Source organism: Streptomyces sp. NPDC048825, from assembly GCF_043198355.1.
GTDB lineage: Bacteria > Actinomycetota > Actinomycetes > Streptomycetales > Streptomycetaceae > Streptomyces > Streptomyces xiangluensis.
On record NZ_JBICUR010000001.1, the window covers coordinates 724,774 to 749,670 of the forward strand.

26 protein-coding genes are annotated in these 24,897 nt (G+C 69.8%); 14 read left to right on the top strand and 12 right to left on the bottom strand.

Annotated elements, in window-relative coordinates; translation table 11 throughout:
- Nucleotides 1-274: 274 nt before the first annotated feature.
- From ACGFNK_RS03345 to ACGFNK_RS03365, 5 genes are all read right to left on the bottom strand, one after another.
- Nucleotides 275-496 (bottom strand): hypothetical protein, encoded by a 222-nt coding sequence (locus ACGFNK_RS03345; protein ID WP_393411416.1) that lies wholly within the window; start codon nt 494-496, stop codon nt 275-277.
- A gap of 11 nt (nt 497-507) precedes the next feature.
- The gene (locus ACGFNK_RS03350; RefSeq protein WP_393411418.1) at nt 508-1,278 is read right to left on the bottom strand and encodes a hypothetical protein; all 771 of its coding nucleotides are present in this window, start codon (nt 1,276-1,278) and stop codon (nt 508-510) included.
- Between the two features lie 698 nt (nt 1,279-1,976).
- Complete coding sequence (locus ACGFNK_RS03355) at nt 1,977-2,351, bottom strand: hypothetical protein (RefSeq protein ID WP_393411420.1); 375 nt, start codon at nt 2,349-2,351, stop codon at nt 1,977-1,979.
- 142 nt (nt 2,352-2,493) lie between these two features.
- On the bottom strand, nt 2,494-3,537 hold the full coding sequence (locus tag ACGFNK_RS03360) for a DUF6745 domain-containing protein (RefSeq protein WP_393411422.1): 1,044 nt from the start codon (nt 3,535-3,537) through the stop codon (nt 2,494-2,496).
- Between the two features lie 20 nt (nt 3,538-3,557).
- A complete protein-coding gene (locus ACGFNK_RS03365; protein WP_386352806.1) occupies nt 3,558-3,884 on the bottom strand; it encodes a hypothetical protein in 327 nt (108 codons plus the stop codon).
- Between the two features lie 174 nt (nt 3,885-4,058).
- On the opposite strand from ACGFNK_RS03365, the gene ACGFNK_RS03370 reads away from it, so the two are divergent.
- The 7 genes from ACGFNK_RS03370 to ACGFNK_RS03400 all read left to right on the top strand — a co-directional run bounded on the left by ACGFNK_RS03370 (nt 4,059) and on the right by ACGFNK_RS03400 (nt 10,817).
- Nucleotides 4,059-5,015, top strand: a complete 957-nt coding sequence (locus ACGFNK_RS03370) for an STM4015 family protein (protein WP_393411424.1) — start codon at nt 4,059-4,061, stop codon at nt 5,013-5,015.
- 7 nt (nt 5,016-5,022) lie between these two features.
- The gene (locus tag ACGFNK_RS03375; protein ID WP_393411426.1) at nt 5,023-5,997 is read left to right on the top strand and encodes an STM4015 family protein; all 975 of its coding nucleotides are present in this window, start codon (nt 5,023-5,025) and stop codon (nt 5,995-5,997) included.
- Nucleotides 5,978-7,150, top strand: coding sequence for an STM4014 family protein (locus tag ACGFNK_RS03380; RefSeq protein WP_393411428.1), 1,173 nt, complete (start codon nt 5,978-5,980; stop codon nt 7,148-7,150). The genes ACGFNK_RS03375 and ACGFNK_RS03380 overlap by 20 nt, the downstream gene beginning before the upstream one ends.
- A gap of 1 nt (nt 7,151) precedes the next feature.
- On the top strand, nt 7,152-7,970 hold the full coding sequence (locus ACGFNK_RS03385) for an STM4013/SEN3800 family hydrolase (RefSeq protein WP_393412148.1): 819 nt from the start codon (nt 7,152-7,154) through the stop codon (nt 7,968-7,970).
- Nucleotides 7,967-9,325 (top strand): STM4012 family radical SAM protein, encoded by a 1,359-nt coding sequence (locus ACGFNK_RS03390; RefSeq protein WP_393411430.1) that lies wholly within the window; start codon nt 7,967-7,969, stop codon nt 9,323-9,325. Before ACGFNK_RS03385 ends, ACGFNK_RS03390 begins: the two co-directional genes overlap by 4 nt.
- A gap of 9 nt (nt 9,326-9,334) precedes the next feature.
- The gene (locus ACGFNK_RS03395; protein ID WP_393411432.1) at nt 9,335-10,198 is read left to right on the top strand and encodes an STM4011 family radical SAM protein; all 864 of its coding nucleotides are present in this window, start codon (nt 9,335-9,337) and stop codon (nt 10,196-10,198) included.
- Nucleotides 10,199-10,361: 163 nt separating this feature from the next.
- Nucleotides 10,362-10,817 (top strand): MarR family winged helix-turn-helix transcriptional regulator, encoded by a 456-nt coding sequence (locus tag ACGFNK_RS03400; protein WP_393411435.1) that lies wholly within the window; start codon nt 10,362-10,364, stop codon nt 10,815-10,817.
- Between the two features lie 71 nt (nt 10,818-10,888).
- Here the strand turns inward: ACGFNK_RS03400 and ACGFNK_RS03405 are convergent, their stop codons facing one another.
- The 4 genes from ACGFNK_RS03405 to ACGFNK_RS03420 form a co-directional block, all read right to left on the bottom strand.
- Entirely contained in the window at nt 10,889-11,029 is a 141-nt protein-coding gene (locus ACGFNK_RS03405; protein ID WP_393411437.1) for a hypothetical protein, read from the bottom strand.
- A 195-nt stretch (nt 11,030-11,224) separates the two neighbouring features.
- On the bottom strand, nt 11,225-11,593 hold the full coding sequence (locus ACGFNK_RS03410) for a hypothetical protein (protein WP_393411439.1): 369 nt from the start codon (nt 11,591-11,593) through the stop codon (nt 11,225-11,227).
- Between the two features lie 501 nt (nt 11,594-12,094).
- Nucleotides 12,095-12,919 (bottom strand): glutaminyl-peptide cyclotransferase, encoded by an 825-nt coding sequence (locus tag ACGFNK_RS03415; RefSeq protein ID WP_393411441.1) that lies wholly within the window; start codon nt 12,917-12,919, stop codon nt 12,095-12,097.
- Nucleotides 12,901-14,466 (bottom strand): polysaccharide biosynthesis tyrosine autokinase, encoded by a 1,566-nt coding sequence (locus tag ACGFNK_RS03420; RefSeq protein WP_393411443.1) that lies wholly within the window; start codon nt 14,464-14,466, stop codon nt 12,901-12,903. The genes ACGFNK_RS03415 and ACGFNK_RS03420 overlap by 19 nt, the downstream gene beginning before the upstream one ends.
- Nucleotides 14,467-14,732: 266 nt before the next feature.
- Here ACGFNK_RS03420 and ACGFNK_RS03425 point away from each other — a divergent pair, with 266 nt between their 5' ends.
- Nucleotides 14,733-15,239 (top strand): LPXTG cell wall anchor domain-containing protein, encoded by a 507-nt coding sequence (locus ACGFNK_RS03425; RefSeq protein ID WP_393411445.1) that lies wholly within the window; start codon nt 14,733-14,735, stop codon nt 15,237-15,239.
- A gap of 217 nt (nt 15,240-15,456) precedes the next feature.
- On the opposite strand, the gene ACGFNK_RS03430 is transcribed toward ACGFNK_RS03425, so the two are convergent.
- The 3 genes from ACGFNK_RS03430 to ACGFNK_RS03440 form a co-directional block, all read right to left on the bottom strand.
- Entirely contained in the window at nt 15,457-16,083 is a 627-nt protein-coding gene (locus tag ACGFNK_RS03430) for a low molecular weight phosphatase family protein (protein ID WP_393411448.1), read from the bottom strand.
- A 7-nt stretch (nt 16,084-16,090) separates the two neighbouring features.
- Nucleotides 16,091-17,956 (bottom strand): DUF4012 domain-containing protein, encoded by a 1,866-nt coding sequence (locus ACGFNK_RS03435; protein WP_393411451.1) that lies wholly within the window; start codon nt 17,954-17,956, stop codon nt 16,091-16,093.
- Between the two features lie 132 nt (nt 17,957-18,088).
- Nucleotides 18,089-18,676, bottom strand: a complete 588-nt coding sequence (locus ACGFNK_RS03440) for a sugar transferase (protein WP_393411453.1) — start codon at nt 18,674-18,676, stop codon at nt 18,089-18,091.
- 265 nt (nt 18,677-18,941) lie between these two features.
- Between ACGFNK_RS03440 and ACGFNK_RS03445 the strand changes: the two genes are divergently transcribed.
- From ACGFNK_RS03445 to ACGFNK_RS03470, 6 genes are all read left to right on the top strand, one after another.
- Complete coding sequence (locus ACGFNK_RS03445) at nt 18,942-19,943, top strand: UDP-glucuronic acid decarboxylase family protein (RefSeq protein ID WP_393411455.1); 1,002 nt, start codon at nt 18,942-18,944, stop codon at nt 19,941-19,943.
- Nucleotides 19,940-20,875: a WecB/TagA/CpsF family glycosyltransferase gene (locus ACGFNK_RS03450; RefSeq protein WP_393411457.1), complete on the top strand. Its 936-nt coding sequence runs from the start codon at nt 19,940-19,942 to the stop codon at nt 20,873-20,875. The genes ACGFNK_RS03445 and ACGFNK_RS03450 overlap by 4 nt, the downstream gene beginning before the upstream one ends.
- Before the next feature lie 61 nt (nt 20,876-20,936).
- Entirely contained in the window at nt 20,937-21,749 is an 813-nt protein-coding gene (locus ACGFNK_RS03455) for a class I SAM-dependent methyltransferase (protein WP_393411459.1), read from the top strand.
- Nucleotides 21,750-21,754: 5 nt separating this feature from the next.
- Nucleotides 21,755-22,429 (top strand): FkbM family methyltransferase, encoded by a 675-nt coding sequence (locus tag ACGFNK_RS03460; RefSeq protein WP_393412150.1) that lies wholly within the window; start codon nt 21,755-21,757, stop codon nt 22,427-22,429.
- Entirely contained in the window at nt 22,429-23,688 is a 1,260-nt protein-coding gene (locus ACGFNK_RS03465) for a glycosyltransferase family 4 protein (RefSeq protein ID WP_393411461.1), read from the top strand. The genes ACGFNK_RS03460 and ACGFNK_RS03465 overlap by 1 nt, the downstream gene beginning before the upstream one ends.
- Complete coding sequence (locus ACGFNK_RS03470) at nt 23,682-24,896, top strand: glycosyltransferase family 4 protein (RefSeq protein WP_393411463.1); 1,215 nt, start codon at nt 23,682-23,684, stop codon at nt 24,894-24,896. Before ACGFNK_RS03465 ends, ACGFNK_RS03470 begins: the two co-directional genes overlap by 7 nt.
- The last annotated feature ends 1 nt before the right edge of the window (nt 24,897 follow it).

Sequence of the window (24,897 nt, forward strand, 5' to 3'; positions counted from 1 at the left end):
AGGTTCGAGTCCTGCCGGGGGCGCTCACATCACTTGACCAGCGGAAACGCTGGTCTCTTTCTTTTCCCGACCTATGCACATCGCTATCAGGCCAAGCGCCTTGACTGTCCACGAGCGTGGACACACACCCCGACATCGGAGTTGCGGTTCGAGCCGACGGATGCCTGACTATCGCTCCTCGTCCAGCACCTGGGCAGCCGTGCGTGGGTCCATGAGGTTGGACCACTCCTGTTCGGGCCGGGAGCAGGTCCCGCTCAGCCAGGGCGTACTCCGGCTACCAGCCCTCAGTCTCGCAGCCGGGGACGTTGCGCAGGATCAGCACGGTCAGGTTCGGCGGTACGGAGCCGGTGATCCGGACGGCGAGGTAGGTCTCGTGACCGTCGTCCGCCCACACCTGCAGACCAAGGGTGAAGGTGTCGAACTCGCGTGTGTGCTCACGGCCGTCGCGCGGCGTGGCGTGCGCCAGGTCCAGCAGAGTCGCCCTCAGGCGGCGCACGGCCGCGTGTCTCAGCCGCGCAGCGTCACACCGTAGCGGTGGCGCAGGCGCCGGATCTCCCACCATGCCACCGCCGTCACCGAGGCCGGGCCGCCGAGCACGGCGCCGAACTGGACCGTCGGCGGACCGGGCGGCAGCCCTCCCGCGGCCACGCTGATGACCGCGAACTCCCACACAAGGACGCCGGTGAGCAGCGCGGGGAGCGCCGCATGCACGTCCGCCGTGTTGAAGGCGCTGCGAACGGCGGGGCCGGTGGCGAACACCACGAAGAACAGCAGCCAGAGCGCCGGCAGGAGCAGCCCGAACTGGACCCAGGCCAGCGCGGGAGGCTGTACGACGTCCTCGGCGAAGTTGAAGGCCAGGAAGAACAGTGGCAGCGCCGAGAAGGCACCGAAATACATCAGGGCCGACCGCCCGGCAGTACGCACGTAGGGCCGCATGGTTCGTCTCCTGTCCGCCGACGCCCAGCAGTAGAGCAGCCAGACGACCAGGGGCGCACTGAGGAGCAGCAGCCAGGGGGTGAACGCCAGGCGCATGATGAACAGCTCCTGCGCCTGATCCATGTCCCCGGGCTTGCCGTACACGACGAGGATCCCAGCGGAGATGGCAGTCGCGATCCAGGCCCGCGTCTTCTGCACGCGCAGCACGCCGGGGTCCGGGATCCGGCGGTGACCCTGCGAAGGGAAGACCGTGCGCGCCCTCTTGCGGGCCCAGCGGGCCAGCGGATAGCACACCATGAACCCCACCGTCATGGGCCACAGGCAGAACAGGAGCAGTCCCAAGCAGCCGCCCCTCCGCCGTCGCATCACCTCCCTCAGGGTCGGCCATTCGTCGTCATGCAGCTGTCGCCACAGGGAGGGGGGCAGATGAGGGCAGCCGGGCGGATGAGGACTGTTGGGCGGATGAGAGCAATTGGGCTGATGCGACCGCTGGTGCGGATTCTGTCCCCCGTAACTCAAGCTGCTGGCCTTTCTGTTGTTCGTGACGCTGCGACCGGTGCCCTTGGCGGTATCCGTGCTTCCACATAAAAGAGCGGAGCGATTCACTCAGGTCAACCCGCAAAGCCCCATCAGGACTTGACGCTGACTCACAAAGCCCGGTAAGCGCCCCGGAAACGCTTCGTCCGCCCCCGTCTGCCCCCTTCCGCCCAGCAAAGAATCCCCTCATGTGGACCATCAGCGTGTTCCAACCCGCTTGGGTTGAGAAAGGTTGGTGGGGAGACCAAGCGTGAAGCTCCTGCGGCTTTCGCGCCCACCTGCTTCGCCCCGCGCCCGCGCGCACCCTCGTCGAACGTGCCGACCAGCAAGGCCACCCGTTGGCGCGGCAGTCGCCGCCGGGGCTTCGACCGGCAGATCGACCGACCCCACAACTACATCCCGCGGCTTCCAACGGGCTGAAGAACTACCGGCGGTATCACGGCCCGCTACAGCAAGACGGGCCACCTCCTACGAGGCGACCCGGGGGCGTGACGTCACTCTGATCAGTTGGCGTGCAACCTCCGCCAGAACGCACCGAACTCGGGACCACCCTCTGTGACCAGGTGCCGGAACCGCTTGAGGAACCGCAGTTCCGCCTCGGTCTGGCCGAGGCGGTACTCGTGCTCGATGAGCCACAGCGGGTCGATGTCCGTCTTCGAGAGGCGGCCTTGCAACTCCACGACCTGCTTCTCCAGGTCCCCCCGACGTTGGTCGAGCAGGGCGGTGACCTCGTCCGGTGGCAGCACCGCGATGAGCGCGAGCGCCGCCGCGAAGCGGGGGTACTCCTTGGCGGGGACGGCCACCAACTCCCGCATCCGCTCTCGGTCAGCGCTCCGCCCGCTCCAGTGATCGACCCCGCCGGTGCGGGTGACGCCCATGCACGTCTCGGCCTCGCCGACTGCGCCTGCCTCGGCGCCGCCCCGATGCCACCCCGGCGCCGCCCCGATGCCGCCCGGGTGCCCGCGCCTGCACAGCCGAGGGCGGCCGCGCTCTCATCGACGCGGGCACGCTGGACTCGGCTCAGGTCTCCCTTTCCGGTGTGTAGTCGGCCTCATCCAGTCCGAAGGTCCAGGCGACACCCTCCCGGGCGGTCCTGGTCCGTGGCGGCACTCGTAGCCAGTACGTGCGGTGGGTGCCGTCGGGCTCCGGGGTGGAGTTGAGCACTTCGACCATCACCAGTGGCTCGTCCCCCGCCAGTGCGATACGCCACAGCACACCTGCGTCGTCCCGCTGCACGGGCTCGGCTCCGGACTCCTCCAGGTAGCACTCGTAGCCGTAGTGCTCCAGCATGACGCGGCGCAGCTCGGCGTTCTCCTCCTCACGGATCCGCTGCGGGGTCAGCCCCGCGAGTCCGTCGAGGAATTCGGCGGGGACCGGCATGCCGCGCCAGGCGTGCATCGCGAATCCGTCGGGGAAGGCGAGCGCCGGTCCGTCCCCGCGGTCGAGCCGGCCCGCCTCGTCCCGGTGCAGCTCCACGGGGCGTTCGCAGACGACCGCGGTCTTCTCGTACGGCCACCACCAGCCTGCGGCGCGGGCGACCGTGGCGATGCCGTCGAGCTCCTCCCCGCCGTCCTGGCCGTCGAAGGCTGCCAGCCACGCCGCGTCATGCTGCCCCAGGACCGCGTCGAGCAGCACCAGCCGGACAGCCTGCTCATCTCCCGGCACACCGGCCAAGGCCTCGACCACGCCGGTCCGTATGCGCTCGGTCAGCATGACCGTGCTGTCCCACAGCTGAGCGCCCGTCAGGGCCCAGCGCTCGGCCCAGCCGATCGGCCCGAGCCGGTCGAGGACGCGCTCCCGCGCGGCGGCCCACGGCCGGGTGCGCACCGCGTCGCGGACGCTTCGGCCGGCCGTGCCCTCCGCCGAGAGCCGTACGGCCAGTGCCGCGCCCTCGCGGGGCGAGCCCGCCCAGACGATGCGCTCCGGCTCGGGCAGGCCCGCCAGCCGGTAGGCCAGGCGCACGCCGCCCTCGGCAGCCGCGCGGTCCGCCGGGCCGGTCGCCGCAACCACCCCGCGCCACAGCACCATCGTGTCCACCTGCGCCGGCTGCATCTGCGTCGTCATCGTGCCGCTCCCCCGTTTCCTCAGTCCGCCACGACGCGCACCGCGCCAGGCACGTACTCACGCTGCCGCACCACCCGGTACCAGCCCTTGGCCAGCGGTATCGCCGCGTGCTCCTCGTGCACCACCCGCCCACCGTCCGGGAGATGGAGGTAGGAGGCGCCGAACGGCCCGGACTCCCGGACCAAAGTCCCTGGCCCGACCACCGCGTGGGCGTGCCCGGTGACCTCACCCAGCGCCAGCACGAGCCTCCCCCGCGCGTCCCGCGGCTGTCGCGGCAGCCGGTCCGTGCCCGGCGGCACGGCCCCCTCCGCGATGGGCACGATCAGGACATCCCCCTGCCGGTACATGCATGTCTCCCTCCGCCGTCGGCGCCTCGCCGACCGATGACCACGACGCTACGCCGGGGGTCTGACAACGCCCCTCGGACCGGGGCCCGCACGGCCCGTCGACGGTGTTGTCAGAGCGACTTGGTAGAACTCTCCGCACGAGCAGCGCCCGTCCACCTCAGGAGACCCGCGACCATGTCCCACGTCGAGCATCTGCAGGAACTTCACGGCCTCCCGGCCTTCGACTTCCCCGAGCCCGGCGCGGGCCGGGAGCTGCCGGAGGCGGGCGCCGTGGCCTGGCGGCTGGCCGTCGAACCGTACGGGGACTCCTCGGAGGAGGGGTTCGGTGACCTGTGGGACCGCTTTCTCGACTCCGTGGACCCCACGGGTGTCCGCGCGATCGTCGTGGGTCAATGGGGCGAGCCGTACGACAACGACTCCAGCGGCATCGTGCAGCGCCTCGTGGACGCGCGGGACCGGCTGACCGCACTTCGGGCCGTGTTCATCGGGGACCTGGAGATGGAAGAGGCGGAGATCTCCTGGATCGAGCAGTCCGATGTCACGCCGGTTCTCGATGCCTATCCGCTGCTGGAGGAGTTCGGGATCCGTGGCGGCACCGGACTGCGCTTCCCGGCGGTCCGGCACAAGCACCTGCGCACGCTCTGCTTCGAGGCCGGCGGCCTGCCCGGCGAAGTCGTGCGCGGTGTCGCCGCCAGCGAGCTCCCCGCGCTTGAGTACCTCGAAATGTGGCTCGGTGTCGAGGAGTACGGCGGCGACACGACGGTCGCCGACCTCGCGCCGCTCCTGGCCGGCGGACGCTTCCCGGCGCTGCGCCATCTCGGCCTGCGCAACAGCGAGATCCAGGACGAGATAGCCGCCGCCGTCGCCGGGGCCCCGGTCGTCGCCCAGCTGAAGTCGCTCGACCTGTCCCTCGGCGTGCTCACCGACGAAGGCGTGACGGCGCTGCTCGGCGGCCAGCCGCTCACCCACCTGACCTGGCTGGACCTCCACCACAACTTCGTCACCGAGCCCGTGACCCAGCAGGTCCGGGCGGCACTGGAACCGTCCGGCGTCGAGGTCGACCTGTCCGAGCCCGGCGACACCTGGGAGGACGACGGCGTCGTCCACCGCTTCACCGCCGTCGCGGAATGAGGCCGTCATGACCTTCGCCGATCACTTCGAGACCTTCCACGCGCTGCCCGTCTTCACCCTGCCCGAAATGCGCGAACCAGGTGAGGAGAAGCTTCCGGACGCGGACGCCGTGGCCTGGCGACTGGACTGCTACGAGGCCGGGGAGCTGCCGTTCGACGAGCTGTGGCGGAGCTTCACCGACCGGGTGCCGAGCACCGACGTGCGAGCCCTGGTCATCGGACCCTGGTGGGACGACGAGTACAGCGACCTGCGTCCGGCACTGGAGCTGATGGTGGCCGACGCGGAGCGCTTCCCCGCGCTGCGCGCGCTGTTCCTCGCCGACGTCACCGGCGAGGAGTGCGAGATCTCCTGGCTGCAGCTCACTGATGTCACCCCCGTCCTGGAGGCCTTCCCACAACTGGAGGAGTTCGGCGTCCGCGGCGGCGACTCACAGGGGCTGGGCGAGGAGCCCCTGTCGCTGCGCCCGGTGCGCCACGAGGCGCTGCGTGTGCTGCGGTTCGAGTCGGGTGGCCTGCCCGGGCAGGTGGTGCGGGCGGTCGGCGCGTGCGAACTGCCCGCGCTGGAGCATCTGGAGCTGTGGCTCGGAGTGTCGCAGTACGGCGGAGACACGACGGTCGCCGACCTCGCGCCGCTCCTGGCCGGCGGACGCTTCCCGGCGCTGCGCCATCTCGGCCTGCAGGACAGCGAGTTGCAGGACGAGATCGCGGCGGCTGTTGCCTCGGCACCGGTCGTGGCACAGCTGGAATCCCTGAGTCTGTCCATGGGCGCCCTCACCGACACCGGCGCCGAGGCCCTGCTCGAGGGCCAGCCCTTGACCCATCTCAAGCGGCTGGACCTGCACCACCACTTCCTGAGCGAGGCCGTGGCCGACCGGGTCCATGCGGCCTTCGACTCCGCCGGGACCGAGGTGGACCTGTCGGAACATCAGACACCGCACCGCTGGCGGGACGAGGAGTGGCGCTATGTCGCTGTCTCCGAGTAGTTCCCGGGTGCGGCGCTCCGTCCCCGGTACCGGCCTTCGGTTCGCCGTCGTCGGCAATCCCGAGAACCGGCGGACGACGATGTTCGCAGACGCCGTCCGCGCGGCGGGCCACACGGCACCACGCGTGCTCGCGTGGCGGGACGTACTGCGCGGGCGGTACGCGTTCACGCCGGGCGAGTTCGTACGGATCGACTCCCCCGGCGAGAACGCCGAGGTCGACCGGCTGCTGCGGGGCACCGACGATCCCGCCCGGGTCGAAGGAACGGCTCTGTGGCACCGCCGGTTCACCGCTGCGGTCCGGGAGGTGACGGGCGCGGCGCACCATGCGGGCGCGGTGCCTTCCGCCGACCCGGAAGATGTCGCGGTGATGTTCGACAAGCGGCGCTGCCATGCCCGGCTCGCCGCCGCGGGCGTCCGGGTGCCCCCGGCCCTGACGGGTCCGGTCGGCGGCTGGGAGGAGCTCAGGGAGCAGCTGAAGGCCGCCCGTATCTCGCGGGCGTTCGTGAAGCCGGCACACGGTTCGTCGGCCTCCGGTGTCGTGGCACTCGCCATGGCGGGCCCCGGCCGGGTGAAGGCGACGACCTCCGTGGAGACCGCTCCCGACGGCCGCCTGTACAACTCGCTCCGGGTGCGTCACTACACCTCGGAGCCCGAGGTCGCGGCCCTCGTCGACGCGCTGGTCCCCGACGGGATCCACGTCGAGCGGTGGCTGCCCAAGGCATCGCAGGGCGGCCGGGCCGCCGATCTGCGGGTGGTCGTGGTCGCCGGACGCGCCACGCACGCCGTCGTACGGACCAGTCGGCACCCCATGACGAATCTGCACCTCGGCGGCACCCGAGGTGACCTCGACACGGCACGCGAGGCAATCCGGACGGCGGGTGGCAGCTTCGACGACGCGCTGGAGGTGGCCGAGCGGTCGGCCGCGTGCTTCCCGGGCACGCTGTGTGTCGGCGTGGACATCCTGCCGGCCACCGGGTGGCGCCGCTTCACCGTCGGCGAGGTGAACGCGTTCGGGGATCTGCTGCCCCGGCTCACCGGCCTGCCCGGCAGCGGCGCCGAGGGCCTGGACACCTACGCCGCGCAGGTGGCCGCCGTACCGGCCGCCGTACGGCGCACAGAACGCGAGGAACACGACCATGACGCCACCGCTTGACATGAACGAGGTCGTGGGCAGCCACGACCTCCTGCTGGTCACCCTCGACACGCTCCGCTACGACGTGGCTCAGGAACTGGCGGCGGCCGGCCGTATCCCGAACCTGGCCCTGCATCTGCCCGGCGGCGTCTGGGAGCGCCGGCACGCCCCCGGCAGCTTCACCTACGCCTCCCACCAGGCGATGTTCGCGGGCTTCCTGCCGACACCGGCCACACCCGGTCCGCATCCGCGGCTCTTCGCCGCCCAGTTCGCGGGCAGCGAGACCACCGCGAACGGCACCTTCGTCTACGACACTCCCGATCTGGTGTCGGGTCTGGCCGACGTCGGCTACCGCACCGTCTGTATCGGCGGCGTGGGCTTCTTCAACCAGCGGGGGCCGCTGGGCTGCGTCCTGCCCGCCATGTTCCAGGAAAGCCACTGGGAGCCGGAGTTCGGGGTCCCCTCCCCGACGTCCTTCGAGGCACAGGTTGCCTGCGCCGAGAAGGTGATCGCCGGACTCCCCCAGGAGCAGCGTCTGTTCCTCTTCGTGAACGTGTCGGCCCTGCACCAGCCCAACTGGTTCCATCTGCCCGGTGCCACCCGCGAGGCGGGCGACAGCCGGGCCACCCACGCCGCAGCCCTTGAGTACGTGGACCGGCACATGGGACGACTCTTCGCGGCCGCCTGCAGCCGTCGTCCGTGCTTCGCCATCGTCTGCTCCGATCACGGCACCGCCTACGGCGAGGACGGCTACACCGGCCACCGCATCGGCCATGACGTCGTCTGGACCGTGCCCTACGCCCACTTCTTCCTGGACTTCCCCGACAAGGCTGCCCGATGACCCTCACCGAAATGGCGGCCCCGCCCGCCGTCCGCCCGTACCAGCACTACGTCTACGCGTATCCGCACAAGACGGCGTACCGCCCGCTGAGCCGGGAGCATGCGTCCTTGCGTGAGCTGTGGGCGGACGAGCCGAAGGACGCCCTGTCGCTCTACTTCCACATCCCCTTCTGCGAGGTGCGCTGCGGCTTCTGCAACCTCTTCACCCGGATCGGGGCGCCCGACGGCCTGACCGCTGCCTACCTGGACGCGCTGGAACGTCAGGCGGCCGCGGTGCGCGAGGCGCTGGGCGACGGGGCGCGGTTCGCCAACGCGGCCTTCGGCGGCGGCACTCCGACGTTCCTCGAGGCCGCGGAGCTGGAGCGGCTGTGCGATCTCGCCGAGCGTGGCCTCGGCGCCGATCTGACCGCGATCCCGCTGTCCGTGGAGGCCTCGCCGGCCACGGCGACCGCCGACCGGCTCGCCGTGCTGGCCGAGCGAGGCACCACGCGGCTGAGCCTGGGCGTGCAGAGCTTCGTCGACGCCGAGGCGCGAACCGCCGTACGCCCTCAGCGCCGGGCGGACGTCGAGGCGGCCCTCACCCGGATCCGCGACGCCGGCATCCCCGTCCTCAACATCGACCTGATCTACGGCATCGCAGGCCAGACCAAGGAGTCCTGGCGCCACTCCCTGGACGCCGCCCTCGCCTGGCAGCCGGAAGAGCTGTATCTCTACCCCCTCTACGTGCGCCCGCTCACTGGTCTTGGCCGGCATCACGGCCCGGCGCTCGGCGACGCGGAGTGGGACCAGCAGCGGCTGGGGCTGTACCGCCACGGCCGCGACCATCTGCTCGCGCGGGGCTACGAGCAGGTGTCGATGCGCATGTTCCGCCGCGCGAACGCCCCCAACACCGGCGGGGAGGACTACGCGTGCCAGACCGACGGCATGGTCGGCCTCGGCTGCGGCGCCCGTTCGTACACCTCCACGCTGCACTACTCCTTCGACTACGCCGTGGACATGCACCGCATTCGCGGGATCATCGACGACTACACCGGCCGCGCGACCGACGACTTCCGCCACGCAGACTTCGGCTGGCAGATGGGCGCGGAGGAGGCCCGGCGCCGCCATCTGCTGCAGTCACTGCTGCAGGCCGAGGGCATGCCCGTCGCGGACTACCGGACCCGCTTCGGCACCGCGCCCGGTGACGACTTCGCCGTCGAGCTGGCCCGGTTCCGAGACCGGGACTGGCTGGACGACTCGGCCGGTCCGGACCTCTTGCGGCTCTCCTCCGAGGGCCTGGCCCACTCCGACGCGCTGGGCCCCGAGTTGTTCTCCGCCGCCGTGCGGAAGCGCATGGCCACGTACGAAGCGAAGTGACGCAGCCGCATGGACCTCACGATCCTCTACCGTGGCCCGCTGGCGTCGTGCGACTACGACTGCCCGTACTGCCCCTTCGCCAAGCGCCGGGACACCCGCGCCCAACTGGCAGCGGACCGAGCCGCTCTTGAGCGCTTCGCCACCTGGGCGGCCGCACAGCGGGAGGACCGGCTCTCCCTGCTGTTCACGCCGTGGGGTGAGGGCCTGGTGCGCTCCTGGTACCGGCGTACGCTCGCGGAGCTGAGCCGACTGCCGCACATCAGCCGAGTGGCGATCCAGACCAATCTCAGCTGCCGCACGGACTGGCTGGACACCGCCGACCTGGACACCCTCGCCCTGTGGTGCACCTTCCACCCCGCCCAGACGCCGTACGACCGCTTCCTGGCCAAATGCCACGACCTGGCCACCCGCGGCGTCCGCCACAGCGTCGGCGTCGTCGGCCTTCCCGAGCACCTGGAGCAGGCACGTCGCCTCCGCGCCGACCTTCCCGTCCACGTATACCTGTGGGTCAACGCCGCCGAGGGTCACACGTACACGGACGCCGAGGCCGAGCAGTGGTCCGCCCTCGACCCGCTCTTCCCGTACAGCCGCCACCCGCACCGCAGCGCGGGCCTGCCCTGCCGGACGGGCGAGTCCGTCATATCCGTGAACGGCGAGGGCACGGTGCACCGCTGCCACTTCGTCCGGTCGGAGCTGGGCAACCTGTACGACGGCTCCTACCGGCGTGCACTGCGTCCCCGCGCCTGCCCACTGGCCGCCTGCGACTGCCACATCGGCTACGTCCACCTGGAAACCCTGCCGCTGTACGACGTGTTCGCGGGCGGCGTCCTGGAGCGAATCCCGGCAACGCTTCCTGAGCAATTCCCGGCGTAGGGCCCGCGCCTCCCCCCAGCGGAGAAATGCTGCCGAGAGTTGGGGAGGGCGATGAGGGCGAGGCGGAGGTGCGCCGGCTCCAGGCCGACCTGGTCATGGGTACTCAAACGCTTGTCTAGAATCAAGCAAATTGACACTAGCCCACATGTCGTATTCTCGCGGCGTGAGAGTGGATGGCGAGGAACCGGTCGCTGCCGACGCACTGGACCGGGTGACGTGGGCGCTGCGGCGGGCGGAATGGGCCGTGCAGGCTCGCAAAGACCAGCGACTACGTCCGCTGGGCATGGCAGCCGCGCAGTACTCCCTGCTGATCTGCATCCATACCGATCCCGGCCTGACCGGCGCGGAGCTGGCCCGCCGCCTGAACGTCACTCCACAGGCAGTGGCCTCCCAGGTGGCTCGCATGGAGGAGCGGGGCCACCTGGAACGCCGGCCGCACCCGCGCCACCGCCACGTGCAGGAACTCCATCTCACCGACGCCGGCCGCGACGCCCTGCGCCAGTCCGATGCCGTGATCGTTGAGATCGAGCAGCAGATCGCCGAGAAACTGGGTCCCGAGAAAGCCGCACAGTTGAGGGCACTGCTCGATCAGGTGGCTGACGTCGTCCGGGAGGCATGACCGGTCCCGCCCGCCTTCGGCCTGACTCCGGGCGGTGGACTGCCTGAAACATCGCCGACCTTCTCGACGGTCTAATTCCGTGTGGACCGCTCATCGTGGCCGGGGGGATGTCGACGGGGCTTGGCAGGGCGGAACAGGAAGTCCTCGAAGGCCTCCAGCGCGAGCATCAACAGCATCATGAAGACCGGTAGGAGCAGGGCTATCAAGATCACGGAGCCTCCCGAGGGAAGTGTGATCGGGCTCTGCGGCTGGTTGGTTCTCGCTCGATGTGCTCGCGAGAACGCCGCCCCTCAAGCCGCGCGTCTGAGGGTCACCGCACAGTCACCTCCTGTGTGAAACAGCCGGGTCCCCCTCAGTGTGGGGCTGAACGGAGTAACACGCATGCCGAGGTCCCGTGTAGAGAGCACTCATCCCGGGTGACCTCGGGGGACATGGGGCTGCAGGGCGCGGAGGACACCCTCGGGATCGGGGACCGAGAGGGCCAAGCGGCGAAACGGCGCACTGCGGCTCAGTTCGACGCAGAGCACCGCTCCCCCCTCTCGGACCAGCGCGAAGTCCTTGCCGTGCGGCAACTGCCGGACCCCCGCGTACAGCTTTTCGGGAATCCAGACACCGCTGCCGTGTACGCCGCGAAGAGCGCGCCACCAGTCGGCCTCGACATACACGCCACGCAGCGCGGCAACGGGTACGCGAAGACCCCGGCGGCGTGCTGCCAGCTTCTCCCACCAGGCGAGGCGTACGACGATGTCGGTGCCCTCGACCACTACGCGGGCCATAGCCTTCCTCCGGCCATCCGAGCTCACCGTCCCGAGCATGGCCGTATGGCCACAGCGTCGACGGTCCGGCCTGCGACGCTGGTCCGCTCTCGCTCGGGCTGTCCACGTTGCCCGAGGTCAGCCGGTGATCTCGAAGCGGCGTCGCTTCGACTTGGGGAGGTATGCGGGCGCCAACGTGCAGGGCAGGCTCGTTCCCCCCGTGACAGGTCTGCCCTGCCCGCGCAGGAACGCGGCCTGGCCACCCCACCGTGGTACGGCGCCCGGGCTGCGTTCACGAGCGCACGCTTCCGGGTCCCTCTGTGGGCCGCCTGACCCCTCATCTCTCGTCCAAAGCGCCGCCCGCAGCGTCGAGCGGCCTCCGGGTCAACTCTCGGCCCATCGGACTGTGCCGTGGTCCACATCGCGGTCAGGATCACGCCCACCACCACACCGACCCTCACCGCTTGCGCCAATGGGCCAACGAATACCCGGCCTTTGTCCTCTGTCATCCGGCAATGAATGTCATCCAGCGACGAATACGACGCGGAACATCTTGGGCCACCACTTGCCGGTGAGCAGGAACTGGTCGGTGCCGGACACGGCGGCGATCCCGTTGAGCACGTGTGCGTGACGCTCCTCCTCCTCACTCAGCAAGGGCGGCACCGAGATCTCGCCGGTCACCCTGCCGGTGTCGGCGTCGATGCGTACGATCCGGTGAGACGGCCACACATTCGCGTACACGGTGTCGCCGACGCACTCCAACTCGTTCAGCCGTGGCACGGCGCGCCCGTGGGAGGTGACGGCCACCTCACCCGTTTTGGTCAGCGTCTTCGGATCCCGGAAGGCGAGCCGGGAGGAGCCGTCGCTCGTCACCAGCCTCCCGCGGTCCCGCTGGTGGCACACCCCCCAGCCCTCGCCTTCGTAGCGGACGCGGCGCACCTCGGCCAGCGTCCGGGCATCCCGTTCGATCGCGATGCCGTTCCGCCACGTGAGCTGCCACAGCTTCCGGCCCACGACGGTGACGCCCTCCCCGAACAACGGGGCCGGCAACTCGACGCGGACGGCAGGGGCCTTGCCGAGCGGCCCAGCGCGGAGGGACGACTGTCCCGGCAAGCCCGTGCTCTCGTAGAGCATGCCGTCGGCAGTCTCCAAGCCCTGAGTGAAGGCCTTGGGGTCGTGAGGGAGGGTTTCGAGGACCTGCGCCCGCAACCGCTCGGGTCCTCCCGCAGCCTGCCGGCGCCCGTCCACGACGGGGAGCACCGCCCCACTCCTCGCCTGCCAGAAGTGGGCCAGCACGCTGCCGGCCAGCAAGACGGCTGCAACAGAGATCACGAGCCGGAGTCGCATGCCCTGGACCCTGAGCGTGGGTGTTCGTCCTGCAGTGTCGCCGGACCGGGCCGGCCGTTGGATGCGCCGGCCACGGTGACCGGACGCGCGTGGACAGGGGGTGCTGCCGGCCTGGACGGTCCGGGCAAGCCACCGATCGGCGCAGGCCGATAGCGGTCCCAGAACCGGCCCCAACGTCGTGAGGCGTTCGCTGGGCGGTACGAGTACTCGTACGAGTAGTGCTCCTTGTCACCCTTCGTGGAGGCCATGTTGAGGATGCCGCCGAGCATGGTGGCACCGACTCGGTGCAGGGTGCGAACCGCGTCGGCAACCTGACTGCGGCTGGTCTTCGCGAATCGCGCCACCAACAGGTAGCCGTCCACCGCCGCGGCCATCGCGGTCGTGTCCGCCACGGGCAGCACCGGCGCGGTGTCGACGACGACATGGTCGAACTTGTCCGCGAGCGAGCGAAGCACCTCCCGGAACTGCTCCGAGCCGAGCATCTCCACGGGGTTGGGAGGAAGGGCTCCGCTGGTCAGTACCGAGAAGGCGCCCGTCGACTGCATCACCTGCTCGGGCGCCGCCTGGCCGATCATGACGGTGGTGAGCCCCGCGTCCTGGACCAGGCTCAGGGTGCGCGCCACGTTGGGGCGCCGCAGGTCGGCGTCCACCAGGCACACCGAGGAACCGGCGTCGGCGAGCATGGCGGCCAGGTTCACCGAAATGCTGGTCTTGCCTTCACCGGGCAGGGCACTGGTGACCCCGATGATCTTGGGCGGGTGATCGATGTCCACGAACTGGAGACTGGTGCGCAGCCGTCGGAAGTCCTCCGCGCGCCGCCCGAAGGCATCGTCGTCGGTGGCCACCGGGCACTGGGAGGCGCGCGCGTCGTACGCAACGCTTCCCAGCAGGGCAGGCCCACCAGCCTGGGCAAGGCACTGCGTCAGGTCGTCGCGGCCGCGCACCGAAGTGTCAAGCGCCTCCCGTGCGAACGCCAGGCCGGTGCCCAGTACCAGTCCTGCCGCCAGTCCCAGCGCGACATTGACCGGGAGGTTCGGGGAGGAGGGCGCGGACGGCTTGACTGCCGGCTTGGTAATACTCAACCGCACTGGTGACGACGCAGCCTTGTCGGGCCGTTCGATGTCAGCGATGACGTGGGCGAAGCGGTCGGCGAGCGCGTTGCTGAGACGAGCGGCCTGAGACGGCTTGGTATCCGTGACGGTGATTTTGAGCAGGACGGTCTCGAGGGGGATTTCGGTGGTGATTTTCTCGGCGAGTTGAGAGGGCGTCATCTTCAGGCGCAGGCCCCGCACGACCGGCTCGGTCACCTTGGGGCTCACCACCACTTCCGCGTAGGAGCGAACGCGTGCCTGGGCGAAGCTGTTGCCTTGGTTGAGTTGGACCGTGTCGCTCCAGTCCTGCAGCGACACGAAGAGGGTTGAAGTGGCCCGGTACTGCGGAGTGGCGGCGAGGGCGGCAAGCACTCCGATCACCGTTCCCAGCAGCCCCAACACCACGACGGCGCGCCAGCGGCGGGCGAGGACGCGAAGGTAGTCGGGCAGGTCCAAGTTATCCGTCCCAGTTGAGGCATTCAGTCGGAGATGCGGCAGTTCACGAAGGCAAAGGGAGCGTACAGTCCCAAACCCGTTAATTCGCGCATCCTGACCCTGCCCCCGGGCCACCTGACACCGGTCCGGTGACCGGCATGCGCCATATGGCGCCTTATCAGGTCGCAAGGGTTACCAGACCCTATTTAGCGTCATAGATGCACATACCGTACTCGCGGGTCGCACCATGCCGTCGGCCTGATCTCATCTTGAGGAGCGTGAATGCGATGACGGCGTCATCGAAATGGCGTGCCGCCCTCGTGGCCACGGCAGCCTCTGCTGCCCTGGCTGCTGTACCAGTCGTGGGTGCACAGCCCGCCCATGCCCAGCCCTATCCGCCACCAGCCCCGGGCCTGACCCTCACTTCCGCCGTCGCCGCTCCAGGAGACCCGCTCGGCTTCACAGGAACAGGATTCGAAGAAGGTCAGGACGTAGAAGCGGCACTCTTCTCCAGCAAGGTCGTCCTGGGCCACTTCACGGCCGACGAGGCCGGCATTGTGGAGGGGACCGTCACCATCCCTGAGGACACCGAGCCGGGCAAGCACCTCTTCCGGCTCAAGGCCGAGGATCCGGACCGTGTTCTCAAGGCCGAGATCAAGGTGCTCCCGGACAAGCCCCACCTCGCCCGCACCGGTGAGGACAACAACTCCTCCGTCCTGCTGGGCGGGGCGGCCGGACTTGTTCTGTTGGGAGGCGGGGCGGTCATCGCTGCCCGGCGGCTGAAGCGTCACTGACTGCCGTTCCCGTCCGGCCCTCGTCACAGGCTGCTCGCCCGCACCGAACTACCGGACGTCCCATAGGAGTTGGAAGCACTCCGTCAATCCACCACGGGCCCGCCGGGTCCTGCCGCTCGGCGGGCCCCGGCTACTTCCGGACCTGCAACTGCCCGCAGCGCGCCCCGTGGAGCCCTCCCCCACCTCCGCCGGATACCGCGGCTGACCGAGACGTGCCTCACCCGGTCCGTACGACTGCGGTGATCCGCTCCACCAACTCCTCGATCCGCACAAGGCATTCCTGCATCTCCAGCGGATCCGCACCGAGAGGGTCGTTGACGTCGTCATCCCCCGGGTGCGCCCGCGCGGCGCCACGGCGAGCCGCCGCGCCCTGGACGAGAGCCGCAAACCGCGCGGCCGGATCCGCCACGCCCGCGGCGTCGTCGTCCCGCACCAGCCGGGCGAACTCGCGCAGGGTGAAAGCGCGGGACAACGCCCATACGGGAGACAGCCGCACGGCGGCCTCGCGATGCTCCGTCGCGGCCCCCAGCACCAGATCCGCGCTTTCGACCATCTCGGTGGTCAGTCGGCGGGAGACCGTCCCGGAGAGATCCACGCCACGCCGGAAGAGGAAGGACGCGACTGTGTCCGCCACCGGCATACCCGGGACGGCTTCGGTACCCGCACTGGTCAGCCGGATCGCCCACCGAGCCTCGGGCAGTTGTTGCCGGAGAAGGCACTCTGCAAGAGGTGAGCGGCAGAGGTTCGCGGTGCATACGACGAGTACGCCAAACCCGCGCACGCGCATGCCGGATACCGGGGAGGGAAACGATCCGCAACTATGGGACATGGCGCCAGCATTCATCTCACACTCAGGCGTCACACACACCGTACGGCAGCACCGTGGCTCGCAGTGGACGTACCAGCGGCTGGCGCAGCACGGTCGGGGCGCGGTCAGTGGGCCGCTCCAACAAGTGCAGTACCAGAGTGCGCGTGGTGCGCGCGGGCAGCTCCAGATCGAGGGTGTACACCGGATGGCCGCGCTCGGCGGCCTGATTCAACTGCGTCGGGCGACCGTCCAGGGCGGCCTTGGTCAGTGAGGTCCCCTCACTTGCGAAGTATGAGACCAGCAGCCGGTTGTCGCCGGGCTGGGTGCGGTAGGGCGGCTTGTCCACCCGCTGGGTGACATAGGAGGGAAGCCCGGAGTCCGGTGCTCGGTTGGTCAGGCGTACGGTCACGGCGACCTCCCGGCCGGCATCCGTGCACCGGCCCGGTGACCAGACCAGGCGACGGTCGAGGTAGTAGTCCAGCTTGGTGCCCGCCGCGTTGTTCACCACCAGCCCGGCCAACGGTGCGGGTCCTTCCGGCAGCGCGCCACCGAACGGATGCTTCCGCAGTTCACGCTGCTCGCCGGGGTGGGCGCTCCACACCTTGACCCGCCCTTCCTTCAACTGCCGCTGCAACGCCGCGAACAGCGCCTGGCGGCGCTCCGGGCGGTCCGCGGCATCCAGGAGCCGCTCAGCGACAGCACGTGCTACGTCGAGGAAGAACGCCTTGCGCTGCGGGACGTCCTCGTAGGTCGCATAACTGGCGCGCTGGGTGAGATCCACGACGTTGGCCGCAGTGACGGCGGTCCCGTCGGCCAGCCGGGCGGAACCGGACGCGGCTAGCAGCCCGGACAGCGCGCCGGGATCGAGCGAGAACACGCCGTCCACTTCCTCACCGGTGTGCCCGTGCCAGGCGGCGGACCAGATACGGCCCGCGTACGGGAAGTGCGGGCTGAGGTTGGTGTTGACCCAGGTACTGGTCGGGGCGCTGGGGCCGTAGAGCGCCTCGTACTCGGCTCCCAGGTCGACCTCCCCATTGATGTCGGACAGTTCCGTGTCATTGCCGAAATCCTCGAAGTGCAGTCGGCCCCGCTCCGCCGTGACCACCGCGAACGCCCCGGGCAGCCCGCCGGTCCCGCGCGCCTCGGCGGTGTTCTCGAACACGGCCAGATACCGCCTCGGCCCCTCCGCTCCAAGCATCGGCGGCAGTACGCGGGCCGCCATGGCTGCATCGTCCGCGACACCGCCGATCTCGCCGAGTTGTTCGGCGAGCCGGGCCCGTGCCTGATCCGCGGCAGGCAGCCATGTACCGCGCGGCAGTTCGTCAACTTCCGTACGTACTCCCGAGGCGCTGTGCGCGGCCCGCTCCAGCTGGGGAGCCACGCGGCGCAGCGCAGCGAGGTCGAGGTGCCCGCCGTCGTCTCCCGCGGCGGCACCCAGGCCGGCGGCGGTGCGCGCCAGCGGGGCCACCACATCGCGGGTCAGCCGGTCGGAGGCTTCCGCGATGCCGCGCACGGTGCGGAGCGGCCCTCCGAGAAGAGGTAGGTGCGCCGCCGTGTACCAGGCCGGACCGGTGGTGAGGTGGTGGGCTCGGGCCGCGTGCGCCGCGGCACTGCGCACAGCGGCCTCAGCGGTCCGCTTTTGCGCGGCGGCGCCCGCGGCGGGGCGTGCGGCCGTCTGTCCCCTCAACGTCTCCAGACTCTGCTGGGCGGCCAGCAGTTCATTGCGTGCGAGCACACAGGTGACGGCGATCCAGCCGGCGCCGGCCAACAGCAGGCCGGCCACGGCACAGACCGCCAGCAGAGAGCGGCGATCGTGCAACGGGCGGGGGAGGCCGAGCCGGCGTAGCTGACCCGGCAGCCGACCGGCGATGCGCGGGGCGAAGTTCCTCCGCAGGCGCGGCCTTCTCATACGCCGGCCCCGGTCAGCCCTGTGGTGTGGCAGCTGCGTACGCGGCGCACCACGGGCGAATACTCGGGCATCTGGTGTTTCTCTCCCTGGTTGATCTGGTTTTCGCCGGGGCATTGGCATAGGCCGGGGCAATCAGTAGGCACCGTCACCGCGCAGCACGGCAGGCAGGGTCCGGAAGAGGATCGCCAGGTCCCGTCCGACCGACCAGGTGTCGACGTATTCCAGGTCAAGGCGCAAGGCGTCCTCCCAGGCCAGGTTGGACCGGCCGCTGATCTGCCAGAGTCCGGTGAGGCCGGGGCGAACCTGCAGGCGACGGCGGGCCTCCCCGGTGAACGCCGAGTCCTTGACCGGCAGCGGCCGCGGACCGACCAGAGACATCTGCCCCTTCAGCACATTCACCAGTTGCGGCAGCTCATCGAGGGAGTAGCGGCGCAACCACCGCCCTGCCGCGGTCACACGGGGGTCTTCACGGATCTTGAACAGGTGCCCGTCCGCCTCGTTGCGGGCGGTCATGGCCGCCCGCAACTGCTCGGCTCCGACCCGCATGGTGCGCAATTTGAGGACATGGAACTCCTTGCCCCGCCAGCCGGTGCGGCGCTGGCGAAAGAGCAGGGGACCCGGAGTGTCGACCTTCACGGCGACGGCGGCCGCCAGGAGCACCGGCGCCAACAGCAGGAGCAGGACAGCGGCGCCCAGCACATCGATGGCCCGTTTGGCCATCCTGCCTCCCCAGCGCGCCCGCCGGTACGGGGCCGGTGGGCGGTGGAACGTCTCTGCAGCAGATACCGGCATGCAGCACCCCTTCTCCTCACTGCGGCAGAACGGGTGAAACGTGCCCTATCCAGGGGCATTTCTGCCCATCTGCGGCTCAAATCCACCCATATACGACTAATGAATAGAAACATGACATCAGTCTGAGTTTCGGCAGTGACACTGCAACTTGCCGCCGCCCAGCAGCCTGGGCGGGACGGCCGAGAGGATCTGCATGCGTGCGGTAGTGACGGGTGGGGCCGGATTCATCGGCTCACATCTGTGCGAGCGGCTGCTCCAGGAGGGGCACGACGTAGTCTGCGTCGACAGCTTCCTGACTTCCAGCCCTGACAACGTCGAACACCTCACGGACAACCGGCACTTCCAGTTCCGGCACGAGGACATCACCCAGGGCCTGGACGTGCAGGGACCGGTGGACGCCGTGCTTCACCTGGCCTCACCCGCTTCGCCCGCGGACTACCTGAGGCTGCCTCTGGAGACACTCCGGGTCGGCTCAGCCGGCACCTGGCACGCCCTTGACCTGGCCGCGGGGAAGGGCGCCCGCTTCCTGCTGACCTCCACCTCCGAGTCGTACGGCGACCCTCTGATTCACCCTCAGCCGGAGAGCTACTGGGGCCATGTGAACCCGGTGGGCCCGCGTTCGGTGTACGACGAGGGGAAACGCTTCGGCGAAGCGTTGACGACGGCGTACCGCAGGAGCCACGGCGTGGACGCCAAGATCGTGCGTATCTTCAACACTTTCGGACCACGGATGCGCCCGGACGACGGGAGGGCCATCCCCACCTTCATCCACCAAGCGCTGCGCGGGGAACCGATCACAGTCACCGGTGACGGCAGCCAGACCAGGTCCCTGTGCTACGTCGACGACGTGGTCGAAGGACTGCTGCTCATGCTGGCGAGCGACCACCACGGACCCGTCAACCTGGGCACCCCCCATGAGGTCTCCATGCTGGAACTGGCGCAGTGGATCAGCAAGCTTGCCCAGTCCCGCTCCGACATCACGCTGGTCCCCCGCCCGCAGGACGACCCGGAGCGGCGGCGTCCGGACATCACCCTGGCCCGCGAGCTACTGGGCTGGGAGCCCACGACTCCGGTGGAGCGCGGCCTGCGCGACACCATCGCGGATTTCCGCCGACGCCTGGCCTCCGCCGAGTTCACGGGGAGCGGCGCCCGGCCCGCCGGATCCCCGCTGGCCACCGAAGCAGACCGCTCATGACCGCCCCACCGAGCACACGAACGACATCGGTGACGCCGGCGGCGCCGGTGGCACCCTTGGTGCCCGCGACGCCGACGGCGCCCGTGGTCGAGTGCCTCGGCGTGCCCATCACCGCGCACACCCGTGAGAGCGCTGCCCGCCACGTCGTGCACCTGGCAGATCGGATGCGCGAGGCGCGCGAGGGGCACACCGGTGGACGGGACGCCTCCGGCGTCCTGCGCGGCAGCAACGTACACCTGTCCAACGCCTATACGCTCGCCCTCGCCGACCGGGACCCCGAGTTGCACGGCATCCTCCGCTCGGCCTCCCTCAACCTCCCCGACGGGCAGCCGGTCGTCTGGGCCAATCAACTGCTCCACCGCGGTACCGCACTGCCGAGCACCCGTGTGTACGGCCCCGACCTGCTCCTGGACGTCTTCGCCCTGAGCCGGCACACGGAACTGACCCACTATCTCCTCGGGTCCACGCCCCAGGTTCTGGACGCGCTGCACCGCGAACTGCGACGGCGCTACCCCGAGGCGCGGATCACCGGCACCTGCTCACCGCCCTTCCGCCCGCTGACCCGCCAGGAACTGCGGCAACAGGCGGAGGAGATCCGTTCCGTCGCGGCGGACATCGTCTGGGTCGGACTCGGCACCCCCAAGCAGGACCGATGGGCAGCCCAACTGTGCGAGGCACTGCCCGTGGTGGCCGTGGCCGTAGGCGCGGCCTTCGACTTCATCGCCGGTACAAAGCCGCAGGCGCCGGCCTGGATGCAGCACAACGGTCTGGAATGGCTGTTCCGTCTCGGCTGCGAGCCCCGCCGCCTGTGGCGCCGCTATCTGTTCGGCAACGCGCGTTTCGTAGGCGGGGTGGTGCGCCAGGCGACACACCCCGTACGGGTACGGGCAGACAGCGGGGCGGCGCATACGGGACGGCAGCCGATCGCCTGAATTCACGTCGACTCGTCGGCGTGGTCCCGGCGATTCCCGACGGGATTCCTAAGGTATGGCCATGACGATCAGCCCGGAGAAACCCTCGATGGGGGAGTTGCAAGAGCGCGATCACGGAATCGGGCACGACTACGCAAAGGGCTCCCCGCACATTCGCCACCACACGATTCGCGACCGGTTGATCGGAGACCTTCACGTCCTGGTGCAAGAGGTCATCTCCCGGACCGGGCAATGCCACGTGCTCGAACTGGGCGCCGGACACGGCACCTTCACCGACCATCTCCTGGCCGCAGGCGCCCGGGTCACGGTGACGGAGATGAGCGAGCCGAGCGTGCGCTTCCTCCAGAGCCGCTTCCACCACAACCCGAACGTCACCGTGCTCCACGACAAGGACGGCACCGCTGCCTGCCAAGCCGGGCCGCTCGACGCCGTGGTGTGCGTTTCCGTCCTGCACCACATCCCCGACTACCTGGGCACCGTGAAGCAGCTCGTGGAGCGCATCGTTTCCGGCGGTGCGTTTCTCAGCGCTCAGGACCCCCTGTGGTACCCGCGCCGGTCCCGGCTGTCCATGAGCCTGGACCGCAACGCGTACTTTCTCTGGCGACTCGGCCAAGGCCAACTCGGCCGTGGCCTCGCCACCCGCCTGCGTCGGCTACGCGGCGTCTACGACGACGCCAAGGAGGCCGACATGGTCGAGTACCACGTCGTCCGCGACGGCGTCGACGAGGAAGCCCTGCGGGACCTACTCGCACCGGCCTTCGCAACGGTGGAGGTCCGGCCTTACTGGTCCACCCAGTCGGGGTTGCTTCAGGCCGTCGGAGAGCGCCTTTTCCCGCCGACGACCTTCGGCCTCGTCGCCACGGAACGCGTGTGACGCACATGGCGGCGACACACCTCACCCGGCGGATCAAGCTGAAGACCGCGGAGGCCGTCGTGCCCTGGCTGACCCGGATTCTCCCGGGTCACGGTCTGGAGCGTTTCGGCAGCGCATACGGAGGGTGGTGGGTTCCCACCGACCTGACCGGCGAGGATTCCGTCGTCTACGCGGCAGGTGTCGGCGAGGACGTCAGTTTCGACCTCGCCCTCATCCGGCGCTTCGGGTGTGAGGTCTGGGCCATGGACCCCACACCCCGCTCGGTCGCGTTCGCCGGAGGAGTCACCGAACCGCGATGGCATTTCCTCCCCTTCGGGTTGTGGAAGGAGGACGCGGTGCTGCACTTCCATCCACCCGCCGATCCCGCGCACGTGTCCCACTCCGCGACCGAGGTCCGTGGCCAGGGGCCTGGATTCGACGCCCAGTGCCACACATTGACCACCTTCATGAGGAAGCTGGGACACCAGCGGGTCGACCTGCTGAAGATGGACATCGAAGGAGCCGAGGAACCAGTGCTTGACCGGATTCTGGCCGAGGGCACACTGCCGCGAGTTCTCTGCATCGAATTCGACACTCCGCAAAGCCCCTGGGCCCTGCGCCGACGGCTCCGCCGACTGGAGGCAGCTGGCTACGTGGTGCGCCACGCGGAGGCCCGCAACTACACCCTCACGCAGGGCTGATGGCTCCCGCCACGGCTTTGCCGCACGGCTCCTCACCTCTGCGCGTCGCCGTGGTGCACAGCTTCTACAGCTCGGCCACTCCCAGCGGCGAGAACCAGGCCGTGGCCGATCAGCTGGCAGCCCTCGCCAGGGCGGGTCACGAGGCGCACCTCGTGGCCGCGCACACGGACGAACTCAGCCGCTCCCCGTTCTACCCGTTGCGGGCCGCTGTCACCGTGAGCAGCGGGCGAGGCCGTTCCCCCCTGGCCGACCTGCGGGGGCTGCGTCCGGACGTGGTCCATGTGCACAACCTCTTCCCCAACTTCGGGAACTCCTGGCTGCGGCGCTGGCACGGCCCGATCGTCACCACGATGCACAACTACCGGCCGCTGTGCGCCGCCGCCACGCTGTACCGGCACGGTGCGATGTGCACCCGGTGCCCCGACGGCGACCGGTGGGCCGGACTGCGGAACGGCTGCTACCGCGGCTCGTCCGTGGCCACCGCGCCACTGGCGTGGGCCGGGCGCCGCGGAGCCGCCGCCCATCCACTGCTGCGTCGCGCAGACCGTGTCGTGGTGCTGTCCGCGACCAGCCGCCGGATGTACATCCGCGCCGGGATCGAACCGGAACGGCTGGACCTCGTGCCGAACTCCACAACCGACGCCGCACTCCCGGCCCTTGCGGAGACGTTCCGGCGCCCTACGGGCACGAACGAAGGCGCCTGGGTCTTCGCCGGGCGTCTGAGCCCGGAGAAGGGCCTGTTGGAGCTGCTGGCCCGCTGGCCGGCCGGAGAACGGCTGGACGTGGTGGGCGATGGCCCCCTGAACGACGACTGCCGCCGGGCCGCACCGCGGGCGGTCCGCTTCCTCGGAGCGCTCGAACACGCCGAACTCCGGCAGCGCATGTCCTCCTGGCGGGGTCTGGTCTTCCCCAGCCGCTGGTTGGAAGGCGCACCCCTGATCTATCCCGAGGCACTGGCCGCCGGACTACCGGTACTGGCGTTCGTCGGTTCAGCCGTCGCGGACTCGGTGCGGGAACAGGGCACAGGCACGGTGGTGCACTGGAACGAACCGCTGGAAGCAGCTCTCCGCCGCGCCGCCGAGTGCTTCCCTTCGCTGCGCCCCCACTGCCGGGACGTGTTCCTGCGTCACTACACGGAACAGGTCTGGGCGGAGGGCATTGAGGCCGTGTACGCCGCCGCTCTCGCGCACCGTGCCGCCCCCCGGCACGCCCCGGCCGTCGTCGGCCGAGCGAGCACAGCGAGGAACACGACGTGCTGAAGGTCGGCCACCACCCGAGGATCGTGATCGTCCAGCCCTACATCCCCAGCTACCGGACCGCATTCTTCGAACGTCTCAGGAGTGATCTCCAGGCCGAGGGGTGCGCCCTGGACGTGATGCACGGTCCTCCGCCACCCTCCCATGTGGCACGGCAGGACGCTTCGCACTGCTCGGGCGCGATCCAGGTCCCGGTTCGTCGTCTCGGCGTACCCGGGGGCCGTTCCCTCGTCTGGCAGCAGGTGCACCGACGAGTGGCCTCCGCCGATGTCGTCGTACTGGAACAGGCGTTGCGCAATCTCGAAGCGTATCCGCTCCTTCTCCGGCAACAGTCGGCACGCGTGACCGGTGGTCTCACTCCGCGTGTTGCGCTGTGGGGCCACGGCCGTACGTACACCAAGCCGGTGAGCCGCCTGGAGACCGCCGCCAAGGACGCCCTCACCCGGCGTGCCTCCTGGTTCTTCGCCTACACCGAGGGCGGAGCCGACCACCTCGCCTCCAGCGGCTTTCCGCGACAGCGCATCACCGTTGTGCGCAACTGCGTGGACACCGTGGCGCTCGCCGAGGTCCGCGAGCGCGCGGGAACGCCCGGAACCCAGGAGTTCGTAGAAGCGGCGGCGCTGCGGGGGCGCCACAGGTTGCTGCCCGGACGGACGGCCCTGTTTGTGGGCGGGCTGGACGCTCCCAAGCGCATCCCCCTGCTGCTGGAGTCGGCTGGGCGCATCGCCCGCGCGCTCCCGGGATTCCGGCTGCTCGTGGCGGGGGACGGTGCCGACCGGCCCTTGGTGGAGGCCATGGCCTCCACCGGCAAGAGTTCGGTGGTATCCCTGGGGCACATGACCGGAAGGCAGGTTGCGCTGCTCGGAGCGGTGTCGGACATCATGCTGATGCCGGGCAGAGTGGGGCTGTGCGCGGTGGACTCGTTCGTTCTGCGGACGCCTGTCGTCACCACGGACTGGCCCTGGCACGCACCCGAGTTCGAATACCTGCGGAACGGGCGCAACGCCGTCATCACGTCCGACAATCCGGCGGTGTACGCGGCGGCGGTGCAGGCACTGCTGACCGATCCGGCCCGTCTGGCCTCCCTCCGAGTGCGCTGCCGGGAGGACGCCGCCGCCTACACGACCGACGCCATGGCAACGCGTTTCTGTGAAGGGCTGCTCCGGCTGCTCAGCGAGACGCGAAAACACGCGGCGGACAAGCTGTGGTGAG